The following is a 16,896-nucleotide window of genomic DNA, read 5'->3' as shown; positions in this document are numbered from 1 at the left end:
CTCCGATCGAGCGGAGGAGGGTGGGGGCGGGCCCGCCGTCGTGGACGGGGGCCGGCCGCATGCGGGCGTGCCGGTGCTGGGTCGGGTGGGGCGGCACCGCCGCCGGGTTCCCCCGGCGCGCACGGGAGCGGCGGGGAACGGAGGGGCGCGGCGGTGGGAGCGGCGGGACCGGCAGCGGGAGCCGGACGGGTGCGGCGGAGCGCGCCGAGCGGTGGCCGCTCGGCGCTGCGAGGCTAAACCGGTTCAGAACCGCTGTCAACGATGTGCGCAGCATCCACCCCGGAGCGGGAAACCGCGGCGAAAGCCGCCGAGGAGGCCGCGGAGGAAACCGCGGGGGGAACGGCCGGCCCGGCCCCCGGCGGCGAGGTGGACTCCCGCACCGTCAGCCGCGGCGTGGGCATCTGGAGGTCCCGCCCCGGCTCGGCGCCGTCCAGCGCTTCCAGCAGGCTGCGCGCGACCTGCTCCCCGAGCGCGAAGGTGTCGCGGCTGAGCGCGGTCAGCGGCGGGTGGACGATCCGGGCGAGCACCGAGTCGTCGAAGGAGACGATGGACAGCTCGCCCGGGACGGCGACGCCCATCTCCCCCGCCACGCCGAGCCCGGCGACGGCCATCACGTCACTGTCGTAGACGATCGCGGTGGGCCGCCGGGCCCGGGACAGCAGGGTCCTGGTGGCGGCCGCGCCCTCGGCGTCGCTGAAGTCGGTGGGCACCGACACCGCCTCCTCCAGCCCGAGCCGGCGCGAGGCGTCGCGCAGCGCGCGGATCCGCCGCTGGGTGTGCTGGAAGTGCGGCAGCCCGGCGAGGTGGGCGATCCGGCGGTGGCCGATGGCGGCCAGGTAGTCGACGATCGAGAGCATCGCCTCCCGGTCGTCGGCCCAGATCCGCAGCTGGTTGCCGCCCTTGCCGGGCCCGCCCAGCACCACCGCGGGCAGCCCCAGTTCGTCCAGCACCGGCAGGCGCGGGTCCCTGACCTGGAGGTCGACCACGATGAAGCCGTCCACCCGGTGCTCGGAGGCCCAGCCCCGGTAGACCTCGATCTCGGCGGCGGTGTCCTCGACCACCATCAGGTGCAGCGCGATCGAGCCGGCCGAGAGCACCGCCTGGAGACCGGACAGCAGTTGGCTGAAGAACGGCTCGACACCGATGGTGCGGGCCGGCCGGGCGATCACCAGGCCGACGGCGTCGGACCGGGCTCCACCCAGGGCCCGCGCGGCGCTGTGCGGGCGCCAGTTCATCTCCTCGGCGACCCGCAGGATCCGGGCCCTGGTCGCCTCGCTGACGCCCGGGCGGCCGTTGAGCGCGAAGGACACCGCGCCCTTGGAGACACCGGCCTGGCGGGCGATGTCGGCGATCGTCGGTCTGCCCACAGAATCCGACTCCTCTCTTGACATCCAAGTTTAGGCGGGAGCATAGTCCCTGGCATAGCTAGACCGGTTTAGTAAGTCAGGTTGCGGAATCCGACACAACCCCGAGATCCGGCCACCCCCGCGGTCCCGGGACGACACCCCGAAGCTCGGCACGATCCCCCACCCACCCCCAGGACCGGGAGACCCTCATGCGAAGAATCTGGGCGGCACTGACCACGACCGCGCTCACCGCCGCCGCCCTCACCGGCTGCGGACTCGGCTCCGGCGACACCAAGGACAGCGACGCGGTGGCGAGTGCGGCCGCCACCGGCGACGTCAAGGGCAGGGTCTCGCTCCAGACCTGGGCGCTCAAGCCGAAGTTCACGGACTACATGCAGGGCGTGATCGACGGCTTCAAGAAGAAGTACCCGGGCGTCGAGGTCGAGTGGCTCGACCAGCCCGGCGAGGGCTACTCCGACAAGGTGCTCAGCCAGGCCGCCGCCGGCACCCTGCCCGACGTGGTCAACCTCCCGCCGGACTTCGCCTTCCCGCTGGCGAAGAAGGACGTCCTGCTGGACGTCGCCAAGGCCGACCCGAAGCTCGCCGAGGAGTACGTGGCCGGCGGTGTGGACGCCTACCGGTTCAACGGCCACCAGGGCACCTTCGGCTACCCCTGGTACCTCAACACCGATGTGAACTACTGGAGTTCGGAACTCCTGAGCAAGTACGGCCTGGACCCGCAGAAGCCCCCGACGGGCCTGGACGAGCTGATCGCCCAGGCCCGCACGATGAAGGAGAAGTCCGGCGGCCAGGCCTACCTGATGAGCCGCAAGCCCGGAATCGGGGACTTGTACAACATCGGCGTGAAGATCATGTCCGAGGACGGGAAGAGCTTCACCTTCAACACCCCCGAGGCCGCCGCGCTGCTCGACAAGTACCGCGACGCCTTCAAGGAGGGCCTGATGCCGAACGGGGTGCTCACCGACACCTACGCCGGCAACTCCAAGCTCTTCAGCTCCGGCACCGCGGCCTGGACCACCGGCGGCGGCAACTTCATCACCAGCCTCGCCACCGACAACCCGACCCTCGCCCCGAAGGTCGTCCCCTCCCCCGCGATGGCCACCCCGCCGCTGTACGTCCAGGGCCTGTCCATCCCGAAGAACACCAAGAACCCGGCCGCCGCCGTGGCCCTCGCCCGCTGGGTGACCAGCCCGGAGAACCAGGCCGCCTTCGCCCACCTGACCAGCGTCTTCCCCTCCACCAAGGCCTCCGCGAACGACCCGTTCTTCAGCAAGAGCGACGGCACCAACGCGGGCGACGCCAAGGTGATCGCCTTCACCTCGCTCGCCAAGGCCCAGCTGATCCAGCCCGTCGAGGTGGACGACGCGATGGGCACCATCATCAAGCAGCAGTTCGCGCTGGCCATCAGCGGCGAGACCGGATCCAAGCAGGCGCTGGACTCCGCCGTCGAGCAGTGCAACAAGCTGCTCAAGGGCTGATCCCACCGGGCACAGCGCGGCCCGTCACGCCCCACGGGGCGCAGCGCGGCCCGCCACGCCCCCACCGGACGCAGCCCGGCCCGCCACGCCCCACCCGTACCGGCGCACAGCGGCGGGCCCTCCCCCACGCCCGCCGCTCCCCGCCCCACCACCGCCTCCGGCGGCGGGCATCCGCCCCCTCACCGCACCCCCGGCAGGCACCCGCACCGCCCCCAGGCCCCAGGAAGGCAAGGCATGACCCACCGGCGCTGGTTCACCCCCTGGCTGCTCGCCGGGCCCGCGATACTCTGGCTGGCCGTCTTCAACCTCTGGCCGGCCGTCAACACGGTGATCCTCTCCTTCACCAACGCCAAGCCCCTGGGCGGCGGGCAGTTCACCGGCCTGGAGAACTACGGCCGGCTGCTGGACGACGACCAGCTCGCCGACGCCCTGCTCAACAGCATCGTGTTCATGCTGGTCTGCCTGCCCCTGCTGACCGTCCTGCCACTGCTGCTCGCCCTGCTGGTGCAGCGGAAGATCCCCGGCATCACCTTCTTCCGCACCGCCTTCTACACCCCGGTGATCGCCTCCGCCGTCGTGGTCGCGCTGATCTGGGGCTGGGTGCTGGACGACCGCGGCCTGGTCAACGGCCTGCTGGGGCAGAGCGGCCTGGCCGACTCCCCCGTCCCCTTCCTGACCGACCGGTGGCTGCTGCTGTTCAGCGCGATCGCCCTGACCGTCTGGAAGGGCCTCGGCTACTACATGGTCATCTACCTCTCCGCCCTCGCCAACGTCCCGCGCGAGCTGCACGAGGCGGCGGCCGTGGACGGCGCCGGCCCGCTGCACCGGTTCTGGCACGTCACCCTGCCCGGGGTGCGCCCGACCATGATCCTGATCTCCGCGCTGATCTCGGTGAGCTCGCTGCGCGTCTTCTCCGAGCTGTACGTGCTCTCCAACGGCCAGGGCGGACCCGGCGGACGGGACATGTCGGTGGTGATGCTGATCCAGATATACAGCCGCGGCTTCAACGGCCACCTGGGCTACGCCTCGGCGCTCAGCCTGCTGCTGTTCGTCATCACCCTCGGCCCGATGCTGTTCCTGATGCGGCTGAACCGGAAGGCGGCCTGAGCCCATGACCACCGTCCGTACCTCCGACCACGCCCCCGCGGACTCCGCACAGCCCGGGAACTCCGTGAAGCCCGGGAAGCAGAGGAAGCCCGCCCGCGGCTTCAACACCCCCTCCACCGCGCAGACCGCCGCCCGCTACCTGCTCCTGGCGCTGGTCCTGCTGCTGGTGATCGGCCCCTTCCTGTGGCAGCTGTCCACCTCGCTCAAGGGCCCCGCCGAGGACGTCTACACCCGCACCCCGAGCTTCCTGCCCGACCAGCCCACCCTGGACAACTACGGCAAGGTCGCCGAGGTCATCCCGGTGTGGACCTACGCGCTCAACTCGGTGATCGTCGCCGTGGTCTGCATCACCGGCAACGTGGTCGGCTGCACGCTGGCCGGGTACGCGCTCGCCCGGCTGCGCTTCCGCGGCGCCAAGCTCGTCCTCGGTCTCTTCCTCGCCACCCTGATCCTGCCCGGCGAGGTCACCATCGTCTCCCAGTACGTCCTGGTGCGCAGCCTCGGCCTGGCCGACAGCCTGGCCGGCGTCGCCCTGCCCGGCGCGATCGCGATGCTCAACGTGCTGCTGATGCGCACCGCCTTCGCCGCCGTGCCGGCCGAGCTGGACCAGGCGGCGCTGGTCGACGGCGCCAACGTCTGGCAGCGGCTGTGGCACATCGGTCTGCCCAACGTGCGCGGCATGCTCAGCGTGATCGTGATCTTCACCTTCATCGGCGCCTGGGACGACTTCCTGTGGCCGCTGATCGTGCTCAACGACCCCCAGAAGTACACCCTCACCGTCGGGCTCCAGTACCTCAACGGCACCTTCTCCGCCAACCCCCGGCTGATCGCGGCGGGCACCATGATCGCCTTCCTGCCGATCGTCGTGGTGTTCGGCGTCTGCCAGCGCTTCTTCTTCAAGGGCGTCGAGGAGGGAGCCGTCAAGGGATAGCCCGGCCAGGGAAGCCCACCGACCGTACGCCCCGAACCCGTTGAGGAAGCCCCCCCGATGACCACCGCTCCCCGCTTCGGCGTCAACTACACCCCCAGCGCCGGCTGGTTCCACCACTGGCTCGACTTCGACCTCGACGCCGTGCGCGCAGACTTCGACTCCATCGCCGGCCTCGGCCTGGACCACGTCCGGGTGTTCCCGCTCTGGCCGGTCTTCCAGCCCAACCGCACCCTGATCCGCCCGCGCGCCGTCGAGCAGCTGACGGCCCTGGTGGACGCGGCCGGCGAGCGCGGGCTGGACGTCGCGGTGGACGGGCTGCAGGGCCACCTGTCCAGCTTCGACTTCCTGCCGTCCTGGACGCAGACCTGGCACCGGCGCAACATCTTCACCGACCCCGAGGTGCTCGACGGCCAGGCCTCCTACCTGCGGACCCTCGCCGGCGCGCTGCGCGAGCGGCCCAACTTCCTCGGGATGACGCTCGGCAACGAGATCAACCAGTTCTCCGGCGGCCCGCACCCCGACCCCGACCGGGCCACCCCCGCCGAGGCCGAGGCCTGGCTGCGCCGGATGCTCGACGCCTGCGAGCAGGGCGCCCCCGGCGGGCTGCACCTGCACGCCTCCTACGACGCGGCCTGGTACCTGGACGAGCACCCGTTCACGCCCTGGCACTCGGCCCGGCTCGGCGCCGTGACCGCCGTGCACTCCTGGGTGTTCAACGGCACCGCCCAGCGCTACGGCGCCCACTCCACCGCCACCGCGCAGCACGCCGCGTACCTGGTCGAGCTGTCCAAGGCCTGGGCCGACGACCCGGCCCGCCCGGTCTGGCTGCAGGAGGTCGGCGCGCCCGCCCCGCACATCACCGCCGAGGACGCGGCCCGCTTCACCGGCGCCACCGTCGAGGCCGTGCTGGACTGCCCCGACGTGTGGGGCGTCACCTGGTGGTGCTCGCACGACGTGGACCGCTCGCTCGCCGACTTCCCCGAACTGGAGTACAGCCTCGGGCTGTTGACCACCGACCGCGCCGTCAAGCCGGCCGGTGCCCGGCTCGCCGAGGCCGCCGCCGAGGCCCGCCGGTCCTGGCAGCCGCCGAAGCCGCGCGGCACCGCCGTGGTGGTCGCCACCGGCGACGAGCTCACCTCGCCGAACCGCTCGGTCTGCGGCCCGGGCGGACCGGTGTACGAGGCGTTCATGCGCCTCGCCGAGGACGGCGCCCGACCGACGGCGGTGCTCGCCGAGCGCGCCGAGGACCGCGCCCACCTCGCCGCGCGCGGCATCACCGAGGTGGTGCGCCCCGCCGACGCACGTTCCCGCTAGCCCGCCCCCCTTCGCAACCCCCGCCCCGCCCACCTCAGCCACGCAACGGAGCCCGCTGACATGCACGATGACCGCACCCTGGTCGAGTCCCGCCTCAAGCGCGTCCTGGACGAGCGCATCCGACCGGCCGTGTACCCCGAGTCCGTCCCGCTGGAGGTCGGCATCTGGACGGCGCCCGGCGAACCCGTCCCGGTCGCCGAGGGCCTGGCCGCCCCGCGCACCCCGATCGCGGTGGGCGACGCCTGGGGCGCGCCGTGGGGCACCAGCTGGATCACCGTGACCGGCACGGTGCCGCGGGCCTGGGCCGGGCGCACCGTCGAGGCGCTGATCGACCTCGGCTTCGACGCCAACATGCCCGGCTTCCAGTGCGAGGGCCTGGTCTACCGCCCGGACGGCTCCCCGGTGAAGGGCCTCAACCCGCAGAACCAGTGGGTGCGGATCGCCGCCCCGGCGGCCGGCGGAGAGCAGGTGCTGCTGCACGTCGAGGCCGCCTCCAACCCCGTCATCCTGGACTACCACCCCTTCCTGCCCACCGAGTTGGGCGACAAGGAGACGGCCGGCGAGCAGCCGCAGTACAAGCTGGCCCGGATGGACCTCGCCGTCCTCGACGAGACGGTCTGGCAACTGGTGATGGACCTGGAGGTGCTCGGCGAACTGATGGCCGAGCTGCCGGTGGACGGCCCCCGGCGCTGGGAGATCCTGCGCGCGGTCGAGCGCTGCCTCGACGCGATCGACCTCCAGGACGTCAACTCCACGGCCGGGAAGGCCCGTTCCGAGCTCACGGCGGTACTGGCCGCGCCCGCCGTGCCCTCCGCGCACCGGATCAGCGCGATCGGCCACGCGCACATCGACTCCGCCTGGCTGTGGCCGCTGCGCGAGACCGTCCGCAAGGTGGCCCGCACCACCGCCAACATGACGGCGCTGCTGGAGGACGAGCCGGAGTTCCGCTACACCATGTCCCAGGCCCAGCAGTTCGCCTGGATCAAGGAGCACCGCCCCGAGGTGTACGCGCGGGTCCGCAAGGCCGTGGCCGAGGGCCGGTTCGTCCCGGCCGGCGGCATGTGGGTCGAGTCCGACACCAACATGCCGAGCTCGGAGGCGATGGCCCGGCAGTTCGTGCACGGCAAGCGGTTCTTCCTGGACGAGTTCGGGGTGGAGAACCACGAGGCCTGGCTGCCGGACACCTTCGGCTTCACCGGCGGCCTGCCGCAGATCATCCGCAACGCGGGCTCCAAGTGGCTGCTGACCCAGAAGATCTCGTGGAGCCAGGTGAACCGGTTCCCGCACCACACCTTCCTCTGGGAGGGCATCGACGGGACCCGCATCTTCACCCACTTCCCGCCGGTGGACACCTACAACTGCTCGATGAAGGGCAGCGAGATCGCCCACGCGGCGAAGAACTTCAAGGACAAGGGCGTCGCCCGGCACTCGCTCGCCCCGACCGGCTGGGGCGACGGCGGTGGCGGCACCACCCGCGAGATGGTCGCCAAGGCGGCCCGGATGAAGGACCTGGAGGGCTCGGCCACCGTCCGCTGGGAGAACCCCGCCGAGTTCTTCGCCAAGGCCGAGGCCGAGTACCCGAACCCTCCGGTCTGGGTCGGCGAGCTCTACCTGGAGCTGCACCGCGCCACCCTGACCAGCCAGGCCAAGACCAAGCAGGGCAACCGGCGCAGCGAGAACCTGCTGCGCGAGGCCGAGCTCTGGTGCGCCACCGCCGCCTCGCGCACCGGCTTCGCCTACCCGTACGAGCAGCTGGACCGGATCTGGAAGACGGTGCTGCTGCACCAGTTCCACGACATCCTGCCCGGCTCGTCCATCGCCTGGGTGCACCGCGAGGCCGAGGCGACGTACGCGGCGCTGGCCGGCGAGCTGGAGGGCCTGATCGGGGCGGCCCAGCAGGCGCTGGCCGGGGCGGCCGAGGGCGGGCGCGAGCTGGTGTTCAACGCGGCGCCGCACACCCGCTCGGCGGTGCCGGCCGGCGGGGCCGCCGCGCTCGCCGCACCGGCGGGCCACTGCGAGGCGGTCGAGCGCCCCGAGGGCGGCTTCACGCTGCGCAACGGCCTGGTGGAGGCCGTCGTGGACGCCGACGGCCTGCTCGTCTCGGTGGTCGAGCTCGCCACCGGCCGGGAGAGCGTCGCCCCCGGCAGCCGGGCCAACCTGCTCCAGCTGCACCCCGACTTCCCCAACATGTGGGACGCCTGGGACGTGGACCAGTTCTACCGCAACACCGTCACCGACCTGACCGGCCTGGACTCGCTCACCGCCGAATCGTCCCCGGCCGGCGCCTCGGTGCGGATCGCCCGCTCCTTCGGCTCCTCCACCGTCGTCCAGACCCTCACCCTGCCGGCCGGCGAGCAGCGCCTGGACATCGACACCGAGGTCGACTGGCACGAGACCGAGAAGTTCCTCAAGGCCGCGTTCCCGCTGGACGTCCACACCGAGCGCTACGCCGCCGAGACCCAGTTCGGCCACCTCTACCGGCCCACCCACACCAACACCAGCTGGGACGCCGCCAAGTTCGAGGCCTGCAACCACCGCTTCGTCCACCTCGACGAGCCCGGCTGGGGCGTCGCCCTGGTCACCGCCTCCACCTACGGCCACGACGTCACCCGCGCGGTGCGCGCCGAGGACGGCGGGACCACCACCACGGTCCGCTTCTCGCTGCTGCGCGCGCCGCGCTTCCCCGACCCGAAGACCGACCAGGGGCTGCACCGCTTCCGGCACGCCCTGGTGCCGGGCGCGGCGATCGGCGACGCCGTCCGCGAGGGCTACCGGATCGGCCTGCCGGAGCGGACCGTGACCGGCAGCGCCGAGCGGGTCGCCCCGCTGGTGGAGCTGGACAACGACGCCCTGGTGGTGAGCGCCGTCAAGCTCGCCGACGACCGCAGCGGGGACCTGGTCGTCCGGGTCTACGAGGCGGGCGGCGGCCGCGCCCGGGGCCGGCTCACCACCTCCTTCCCGCTGGCCGACGCCGTCCCGTGCGACCTGCTGGAGCGGCCCTGGGACGGCACCCGCGGCGAGGTGGCGGTGGAGGACGGCGCGGTGCGCCTGGCGCTGCGCCCCTTCGAGCTGGTCACCCTGCGCCTGCGGGCGACGGCCTGACCCCTACGCTGTTCGGCGCCCCTGCCCCCGCGGCCGGGGCGCCGCCCGCCCCTCGACCCCTGGAGCCCGCCGTGCCCGTCACCCCGCTGTTCGCCGCCCTCGACATCGGCGGCACCAAGATCGCCGGGGCGCTGGTCGACGCCGACGGACGGCTGCGGCACCGGTTCCAGCTGCCCACTCCGGCCGCCGAGCCGGGCGCCGCGGTCCTCGCCGTGGTGCACCGGGTGCTGGAGCGGCTCGCCGGGACGGCCGACTGGGCCGCCGTGACGGCCCTCGGGATCGGCAGCGCCGGCCCGGTCGACCTCGCGGGCGGCACCGTCAGCCCGGTCAACATCCCCGGCTGGCGCGGCTTCCCGCTCGTCGCGGCGGTCTCCGCCCACCCGGCGGTGGCGGCCCGCGCACTGCCCGTCCGCCTCGCCGGGGACGGTGTGGCGATGGCCGCCGCCGAGCACTGGCAGGGCGCCGCCCGGGGCGCCGACAACGCGCTCTGCCTGGTCGTGTCGACCGGCGTCGGCGCCGGGCTGGTGCTCGACGGCGCGGTGCGCCCCGGCCCCAGCGGCAACGCCGGCCACCTCGGTCACATCACCGTCGACCTGGACGGCGAGCCCTGCCCGTGCGGCTCCCGCGGCTGCCTGGAGGGCCTCGCCAGCGGCACCGCGATCGCCCGCCGGGCCCTCGCCACGGGCTGGCAGCCGGTGGACGGCGACCGCACCGCCCGGGCCGTCGCCGCCTCCGCCGCCGCGGGCGACCGGACCGCCCTCGCCTCCTTCGACCGCGCCGCCCAGGCACTGGCCGCCGGGATCGCCGCCACGGCCGCCCTGACGGACCTCTCCCGGGTCGTCGTCGGCGGCGGCGTGGCCCTGGCCGGGGACGTGCTGTTCACCCCGCTCGCCCGCCACCTGGACCGCTACGCCACCCTCTCGTACATCCGCGGCCTGGACGTGCGCCGCGCCGAACTCGGCACCGACGCCGGGCTGATCGGCGCGGCCGCGCTCTGCCGCTGAACCTCCCCGGAGCCGCCCGCATGCCGCCGTTCTCCCTCCTGCGCAACCCCGTCCGCCGCTACGCCTGGGGCTCGACCACCGCCATCCCCGCGCTCACCGGCACCGCGCCCGACGGCACCCCGCAGGCCGAACTCTGGCTGGGCGCCCACCCGTCGGCGCCGTCCCTGCTCCTCGGGGACGGCGCCCCGCGGCCGCTGGACGAACTGATCGACGCCGACCCCGACGGCCTGCTCGGAGCGGACACCGTACGGCGGTTCGGCCCGGCGCTGCCCTTCCTGCTCAAGGTGCTGGCCGCCGACCGGGCGCTCTCCCTCCAGGTCCACCCCACCCGTGCCCAGGCCGAGGCCGGGTACGCGGCCGAGCAGGCCCGGGGCCTGGCGCCGGACGCGCCGGAGCGGGTGTTCAAGGACCGCGGCCACAAGCCCGAACTCCTCTGCGCGCTCGGCGACTTCGAGGCGCTCTGCGGATTCCGGCCGGCCGCCGCCACCGCACGGCTGCTGGACGCCCTCGGGGTGCTCCCCTCCTGGGCCGCCGCCCTGCGCGCCCGGCCCGCCGAGGCCGTGCTGCCCGAACTGCTGCGCGCCGGGCTGGACGCCGACGCCGCCGGACTCGCCGCCGCCACGGCGGCCCTGCGGCGCACCGCGGCCGGCGGCGGACCGCACGCCGCGACCTGCGCCGCGTACGCCCGCGTCGCCGAGGAGTACCCGGGGGACCGCGGACTGCTCGCCGCACTGCTGCTCAACCACGTCCGGCTCACCGCCGGACAGGCGCTGTACCTGGACGCCGGGGTGCCGCACGCCTACCTGCGGGGCGTGGGTGTGGAGTTGATGGCCAACTCGGACAACGTGCTGCGCTGCGGGCTCACGCCCAAGCACGTCGACGTGGACGGCCTGCTGGCCGTCACGTCCTTCCGCCCCGCCGAGCCCGAGGTGCTCGCACCGCGCCCGGCGGCGAACGGCGTCGAGGAGGAGTTCCGCTCCCCCGCCGAGGAGTTCGGCCTCTCCCGGCTGCGCCCCGGCGCCGCCTCCGTCCGGATCGACCTGCCCACCCCGCAGATCCTGCTCTGCGTCCGCGGGCGGGCCCGGCTGCGGGCCCCCGGCGGCGCCGAACTCCCGCTTCCGGCAGGCGCGTCAGCCTACCTCCGCCCGGGCGCCGGGCCGGTCGGGCTGACCGGCCCGGGGGCGGAGCTGTTCCGGGCCACCACGGGGTGACGGCGCCCGGCGCAGCTCCGGGCGGGGCGTCCGCCCGGGGCTCAGGCCGGTGCCGGGTGGCCGAACAGCAGGTCGTAGCCGTCCGGGAGTTGCTCGACCACCCGGTCCAGCAGCTCCCCGGGGACCAGATCGGCGACGGTGCTGAGCACGGCCCCGATGTCCCACTGCGCCGTCGCCGGGGTCGCGCCGTCGATCCACCCCACCACGGCCTGCACGAAGCGCTCGGCGGTCAGCGGCTCGGCCGCGGGCCCGGCGTCGCGCAGCAGCGGGGCGTAGGTGGCGGGCAGCGCGTCCGCGAGCTCGGCCCGGTCGGCCCCCACCAGGTGCTCGCCGAGCAGGGCGAGCACGACCCGGGCGGCGTGATCCGCCTCGGCCTCGCCCCGGTACTCGCCGCGCTCCACCACACGGGCGAGGAAGTCCTCCCAGGAGATGGTCATCGCGTCCTCCTTCCGGTCAGCGGCGCCGGCCGGACCGACGGCGGCCCGCTCGCCCTGGACCAGGAGGGGGGTCGCAGCCCGTGACCACCGCGGAACGTACCGGTGCCCGTGCTGCTCAGCGTAACTCGCCCCGGCGCCTCCGGAACCGGCCCGCTGTCAAGGAACCGTACGGACTCCGGGCGGGACCGGTGCCGGCGCCGACCACGCCACCGGCCCGGGTCGGCGGTTCACCCCGCCGAGGCGCGGCACCGCCTGCGCGGCCGCCGGGCCGGCATCAGCCCCTTGCCGACCGGACCGGCCGGTACGCGCTGCGCGGGGGGCACCGCGACCACCGGCGCCGTGCCCGCCGGTGCCGCGACCACGGCCGGAGCGGCCACCGTCGCGGCGGCACCGACCGCCGCGGCCGTCGCCGACGGCACCGCGGCCACCGTCGTCGCCGCGGTCACGGTCGTGGCCGCCAGGGCCGCCTGGGCGCGGGCCGGGTCCGTCATGAATGCCGCGAGAAAGCTCCGCTCGGCCTGGCTCAGCGCCCGCGAACGGCCGGATTCGCGATCCCGCGCGACCACCACCGTCCGTGCCCGCATAAAGGTCAGCCGATCCCGGCAGACCTTCACCTCGACCTGCGCGGAACTCCGCCCGAGCCGTTCCACGGTGAGTCGCACCGAGAGCGGCTCGGGCCGGTGGTGCAACTGCTCCAGGTAGTCGATCTCGTGCCTGGCGATAAGGAATCCGTGCGGGAACAGCGATTCCCGTACGGCGGTTTCGTGGTGGCAGAACAGGTCGTAAATCCCCTCCTGGACGTAGCCGACCAGACGGGCGTTGTTGATGTGCCCGTTCTCGTCGACGTCGCTCCACCGGGTGGGGCAGGACAGCGCGTGCACGCCCGGCTGCACCGCGCTCACTGCCGGGTCATCCCGGCACCGGCGGGGAGCAGCGCGCGCTGCAACCTGGCGTAGTAGCCGGAGTGTTCGGCCGCCATCCGGGCCGCGGTCCACCCCTCCTCGGCCGCCTCGGCGGCCGCCTGGACGACCAGGCTGTCCAGCACCGCGTCGACCGCGCGGCACAGGTCGTGGACGGCGGCGAGCCGTTCCGTCACGTCCGCCCCGCTTCCCGCGTTCCGGGACGGGAAGGCTGCCAGAGATTCCATCGCGAGCTGAAGATCGTCAACTCCGTCCGGCCGGTTTTCCGCAGGGAAATTCCGCATGTTTTTCTCCATGACTCATTCGGCCGCTACGGCCCAGTAGCTAGCGTTCGATTACACCGGATCGGTGTCGACCCCCCGACCCCACGACGCTATCCCAGCCGACCGGGGTCGACTGTTGGTTTCCGGACCGCGACGGGAAACTGACCTCCATCGGAGTAGTTTGTCGGTACACACAATATGCCCCATCATCCGAATGCCGTCCGCAATTCGGGTGGTATCCCCGACGCGCGCCCCGGAATCGGTACCCCGGAGTCCGGGATCTGCTACCAGACACTCCACCACCTCGCCTTGTACAGGTGCGTGCCGCGCAGCGACCGCTCGCCCTCCGGCCGGTGCAGGGTGATCACCGAGGTGCACCAGTCGCACGGCGCCTCGTGCTCCGGCGCCACGGTGAGCAGCCGGCCCGTACCGGGCTCGTCCCCGACGCTCTTGAGGTCCCGCTCGGCGGCCGGATCGGCCAGGCGCACGGCGGTGAAGCGGTCGGCGGCCGGGTCGAAGCGCCACAGGCCGGCCAGCGTGGAGACCCAGAAGTGCCCGGGAGCCGCCAGGACGGCGGCCAGGTCGTGCCCGCCGCGGTCCGGCAGCGGGCTGCTCCGCACCGCGGTGAGGGTGGGCGCGGCCGCGGTGCCGCCGACCCGCAGCGCGGTCAGCGCCGTGTCGCCCAGCACCCAGAGCAGGCCGGTCCGGCCGTCCCAGTGCACCCCGTGCGCGCCCGGCAGCGGGAACTCCGCGTGGGCCGCGGCCCGGGCGCCCTGCGAGGCCGCGTACAGCCGCACCCAGCCGCCCGCGCTCGCGGCCACCGCCACGTTGCCGTCCGGCAACAGCTCGATGCTGTGCGGATTGACGGACGCCCCCAGGTCCGCCGCCCAGTGGATCCGGCCGGTGGCCACCTCCACGACCGCCGCCAACCCCCCGGAGGCCGTCGTCAGGAGGTACCGACGGCCCTGCCGCACACGGGACTTCGCCTCGTCCGGATTCGTCCAGCTGCGCGCGGGGGCCAGGTCCGCCAACTCCGGTACCCGGTCGGCACTCCAGCCCCAGACCACCGGCAGCCGGCCCGGCCCGCGGTAGGCCATCAGCTCCTCGGCGCTCTGCAACACCAGCACACCGCGCGAGGCCTGGTCCACGACCGCCACCTGCCAGCCCGGCGACCTGGCCCACGCGCCGCCGCCGGGCGCGCAGAGCAGCAGGGCGACCGCGAGGGCCGGCAGTGTTCTCCTCAGCACGCCTTCACCGTCGTTGCTGCGGGCCGACTCCGCTCGGCGGCACGTCCGAACGGACCATCGGCGCGACGGCTCGGGCCGGCCGGCATCGGCGGCGGGACCGCCTCGTTCACTGTCATCCCGCCATCCTGGCGGGCCGGCCGCAGCGGCGGGCGGCGCAACGCGGTCCGGCACGCCGAGCCGTCAACCCGGCGTTCCCACCGGGCCCGTTCGGCGACCGCGGGTTCGGTGGTGGCGGGCTCGGTGATGGCGGGTTCCGTGGTGGCGGGCTCGGTGATGGCGGGCTCGACGGCCCCGGGTCCGGTGCTCCCGGTGCGGGCGCTCCGAAGGCTCAGCGCCCGGAGACTCGGTGCCCGGAGACTCAGTGCCCGGGGACTCGGCGCCCGGCGAATCAGCGCCCGGCGACGAGGTCCGCGACCCGGGCGATCGGCGAGGTGGTGGCCCGGCCGGCCGCCTCCTGCCGGTCGGCGGCGTGGTACGCGGCGTACATCGCGTGCACCCCGAGCCAGCGCAGCGGCTCCGGCTCCCAGCGCCGCACGGTGTGCCCGACCCAGGGCAGCCCGGTCAGCTCGGTGTCGCGGCCGAGCACCAGGTCCCGCAGGGTGCGGCCGGCCAGGTTGGCGGTGGTCACCCCGCTGCCGACGTACCCGCCCGCCCAACCGAGCCCGCCGGCCCGGTCCAGCTCGACGGTGGCGCACCAGTCCCGGGGGACGCCGAGCACGCCCGCCCAGGCGTGGTCGATCCTGGCGTGCGCGGCGGCGGGGAAGAACCGGTCGAGGATCTGCCGGAGTTGGCGCACCGTCTCCACCTGGGTGGAGCCGTCCGAGTCCGTCCGCGAGCCGAACCGGTACGGCACGCCCCGCCCGCCGAGCGCGATCCGGTCGTCGGCGGTGCGCTGGGCGTACATGTAGGCGTGGGCGAAGTCGCCCAGCACCTCGCGCCCCTCCCAGCCGGTCTCCGCCCAGAACTCGGCGGGCAGCGGCTCGGTGGCGACCATCGCCGAGTTCATCGGCAGCCAGGTGCGCCTCTCCCCGCGCAGCCCGGCGGTGAACCCCTCGGTGGCGCGCAGCACCCGGTCCGCGGTGACGGTGCCGTACGGGGTGACGGCGCGCGGCCGGCGGTGGCCGGAGCCGGGCAGGATCGCGGTGACGGGCGTGCCCTCGAACACCTCGACGCCCGACTCCCGTACGGTGCGCGCGAGTCCCCGGGCGAGCCTGGCGGGCTGGATGCGGGCGCCGTACCGGGTCCAGCAGCCGCCGAGGGTGCCGGCCACGTTGACGCGCGCGGCCGCCTCCTCGGCGCCCAGCAGCTCGACGCGGCCCTCGCCGTAGGCCCGCTCGCCCTCGACGTGTTCGCGCAGGCGCTCCAACTGCGGCTTGCTGCGGGCGACTTCGAGGACACCTCCGCGAACGATGTCCGCCTCGATGCCCTCGGCCGCGGCGACGTCGACGACCTCGCCGACCGCCGCGTCCATCATCCGCTGCATCGCCGCCGCGCGCTGCGGCCCGTACCGCTTGGCGAACGCGCCGCGACCCGCGAAGCCGTTGTACAGCCAGCCGCCGTTGCGCCCCGAGGCGCCGTAGCCGCAGAAGCGCTGTTCGAGGAGGGCGATCCGCAGGGTCGGGTCGGCCTTCTTCAGGTAGTACGCCGTCCAGAGGCCGGTGTACCCGCCGCCGACGACGCACACGTCGGCGTCCCGGTCGCCCGGCAGGGCCGGGCCCGCCCCGGGCACCCCATCCGCCGCGTACCAGAACGACACCCCGCCGTTGACCGCCGCCACCGGAAACCTCCCGTACCCTCGCTGACCTGCCCGGACGCTACCCGGGCCGCCCCGGTCGGCATACCCTCCACACTGCCAGGATCGCCGCTCCCGATCAGCCACCCTGTCAGTCCCGCAACAGCTCCAGGGCCCGGGTCCAGCTGTACGAGCCGGGCGTGAAGTCAGCGATCCGCACCCCCATCCGCCGCAGCTTCGCCAGGCTCTCCGCGTACGCCGGGTGCGCCGCCTGGGCGGCACTGAGGCACGGCTGGACGGCCACCGGAACACCCCAGCCGTACGACTCGCAGAGGATGCCGAGGGCCAGGGTGTCCGAGATGCCCAGGGCCCACTTGTTGATCGAGTTGAAGGTGGCCGGGGAGACCACGATCGCGTCCGGGTCCGGCAGCGGCCGGGGCTCGCCGGGCTTCCGCCAGGCCGAGCGGATCGGATGGCCGGTCTGCGCGGCGATCGCCTCGGCGTCGATCATCGGCATCGCGTCGGGCGTCGCCACCACCCCGACGTCCCACCCCTGCCGCCGTGCCTCGGCGATCAGCTCCCCGACCCCGCCCGCGACCCCGCCCGCACAGACCACGACGTAGAGCATCGGCGCCTTCATCCCGCTGACTCCCCCTCTCGGTGCGGACACTCCGCGCCGCCGTCACCCACCGTGCCGGATCCGAAAGGCCCGCGCACCCGGTATCCACGCACCCGACGCCCGCCGGAACGGGCGGCCAGGAACCGCCCGCCCTCGCCCCCGGC

General features: G+C 74.1%; 14 protein-coding genes. 7 read left to right on the top strand and 7 right to left on the bottom strand.

Annotation, left to right across the window (positions count from 1 at the left end; genetic code table 11):
- Positions 1–233: 233 nt before the first annotated feature.
- Entirely contained in the window at positions 234–1,367 is a 1,134-nt protein-coding gene (locus ACWD4P_RS26770; protein WP_449781333.1) for a LacI family DNA-binding transcriptional regulator, read from the bottom strand.
- A gap of 188 nt (positions 1,368–1,555) precedes the next feature.
- Here ACWD4P_RS26770 and ACWD4P_RS26765 point away from each other — a divergent pair, with 188 nt between their 5' ends.
- From ACWD4P_RS26765 to manA, 7 genes are all read left to right on the top strand, one after another.
- Complete coding sequence (locus ACWD4P_RS26765; protein WP_449781332.1) at positions 1,556–2,845, top strand: ABC transporter substrate-binding protein; 1,290 nt, start codon at positions 1,556–1,558, stop codon at positions 2,843–2,845.
- Positions 2,846–3,079: 234 nt separating this feature from the next.
- Positions 3,080–3,952, top strand: a complete 873-nt coding sequence (locus ACWD4P_RS26760; RefSeq protein ID WP_449781331.1) for a carbohydrate ABC transporter permease — start codon at positions 3,080–3,082, stop codon at positions 3,950–3,952.
- Positions 3,953–3,956: 4 nt separating this feature from the next.
- A complete protein-coding gene (locus tag ACWD4P_RS26755) occupies positions 3,957–4,883 on the top strand; it encodes a carbohydrate ABC transporter permease (RefSeq protein ID WP_359825215.1) in 927 nt (308 codons plus the stop codon).
- 57 nt (positions 4,884–4,940) lie between these two features.
- Complete coding sequence (locus ACWD4P_RS26750) at positions 4,941–6,197, top strand: glycoside hydrolase 5 family protein (protein ID WP_449781330.1); 1,257 nt, start codon at positions 4,941–4,943, stop codon at positions 6,195–6,197.
- 60 nt (positions 6,198–6,257) lie between these two features.
- Positions 6,258–9,299 carry an alpha-mannosidase gene (locus ACWD4P_RS26745; protein WP_359825219.1) on the top strand — a complete coding sequence of 1,014 codons (3,042 nt, stop codon included), beginning with the start codon at positions 6,258–6,260 and terminating at the stop codon, positions 9,297–9,299.
- Positions 9,300–9,370: 71 nt separating this feature from the next.
- Positions 9,371–10,303: an ROK family protein gene (locus tag ACWD4P_RS26740; RefSeq protein ID WP_449781329.1), complete on the top strand. Its 933-nt coding sequence runs from the start codon at positions 9,371–9,373 to the stop codon at positions 10,301–10,303.
- Positions 10,304–10,323: 20 nt separating this feature from the next.
- The gene (gene manA / locus ACWD4P_RS26735; RefSeq protein WP_449781328.1) at positions 10,324–11,514 is read left to right on the top strand and encodes a mannose-6-phosphate isomerase, class I; all 1,191 of its coding nucleotides are present in this window, start codon (positions 10,324–10,326) and stop codon (positions 11,512–11,514) included.
- Between the two features lie 41 nt (positions 11,515–11,555).
- On the opposite strand, the gene ACWD4P_RS26730 is transcribed toward manA, so the two are convergent.
- From ACWD4P_RS26730 to ACWD4P_RS26705, 6 genes are all read right to left on the bottom strand, one after another.
- Complete coding sequence (locus tag ACWD4P_RS26730) at positions 11,556–11,951, bottom strand: DUF2267 domain-containing protein (protein WP_449781327.1); 396 nt, start codon at positions 11,949–11,951, stop codon at positions 11,556–11,558.
- Positions 11,952–12,178: 227 nt separating this feature from the next.
- Positions 12,179–12,853, bottom strand: coding sequence for an acyl-CoA thioesterase (locus ACWD4P_RS26725; protein WP_449781326.1), 675 nt, complete (start codon positions 12,851–12,853; stop codon positions 12,179–12,181).
- Positions 12,850–13,098, bottom strand: a complete 249-nt coding sequence (locus ACWD4P_RS26720; RefSeq protein ID WP_359829425.1) for a hypothetical protein — start codon at positions 13,096–13,098, stop codon at positions 12,850–12,852. The genes ACWD4P_RS26725 and ACWD4P_RS26720 overlap by 4 nt, the downstream gene beginning before the upstream one ends.
- Before the next feature lie 320 nt (positions 13,099–13,418).
- Positions 13,419–14,381 carry a DUF6528 family protein gene (locus ACWD4P_RS26715; RefSeq protein ID WP_359829426.1) on the bottom strand — a complete coding sequence of 321 codons (963 nt, stop codon included), beginning with the start codon at positions 14,379–14,381 and terminating at the stop codon, positions 13,419–13,421.
- Positions 14,382–14,769: 388 nt separating this feature from the next.
- The gene (locus ACWD4P_RS26710; RefSeq protein ID WP_449781325.1) at positions 14,770–16,158 is read right to left on the bottom strand and encodes an NAD(P)/FAD-dependent oxidoreductase; all 1,389 of its coding nucleotides are present in this window, start codon (positions 16,156–16,158) and stop codon (positions 14,770–14,772) included.
- A gap of 106 nt (positions 16,159–16,264) precedes the next feature.
- Positions 16,265–16,753, bottom strand: a complete 489-nt coding sequence (locus ACWD4P_RS26705) for a flavoprotein (protein WP_449781324.1) — start codon at positions 16,751–16,753, stop codon at positions 16,265–16,267.
- Positions 16,754–16,896: the final 143 nt, after the last annotated feature.

It is taken from the genome of Kitasatospora sp. NPDC002543, from assembly GCF_053594915.1.
Note: the sequence above shows the minus strand (reverse complement) of the source record. Positions and strands in the feature narration are given on the sequence as shown.

Coding starts and splice junctions, on each gene's coding strand:
- ACWD4P_RS26755 (WP_359825215.1), top strand. CDS start 3,957: ATGACCACCGTCCGTACCTCCGACCACGCCCCCGCGGACTCCGCACAG.
- manA (WP_449781328.1), top strand. CDS start 10,324: ATGCCGCCGTTCTCCCTCCTGCGCAACCCCGTCCGCCGCTACGCCTGG.
- ACWD4P_RS26730 (WP_449781327.1), bottom strand. CDS start 11,951: ATGACCATCTCCTGGGAGGACTTCCTCGCCCGTGTGGTGGAGCGCGGC.
- ACWD4P_RS26765 (WP_449781332.1), top strand. CDS start 1,556: ATGCGAAGAATCTGGGCGGCACTGACCACGACCGCGCTCACCGCCGCC.
- ACWD4P_RS26760 (WP_449781331.1), top strand. CDS start 3,080: ATGACCCACCGGCGCTGGTTCACCCCCTGGCTGCTCGCCGGGCCCGCG.
- ACWD4P_RS26745 (WP_359825219.1), top strand. CDS start 6,258: ATGCACGATGACCGCACCCTGGTCGAGTCCCGCCTCAAGCGCGTCCTG.
- ACWD4P_RS26720 (WP_359829425.1), bottom strand. CDS start 13,098: ATGGAATCTCTGGCAGCCTTCCCGTCCCGGAACGCGGGAAGCGGGGCG.
- ACWD4P_RS26705 (WP_449781324.1), bottom strand. CDS start 16,753: ATGAAGGCGCCGATGCTCTACGTCGTGGTCTGTGCGGGCGGGGTCGCG.
- ACWD4P_RS26750 (WP_449781330.1), top strand. CDS start 4,941: ATGACCACCGCTCCCCGCTTCGGCGTCAACTACACCCCCAGCGCCGGC.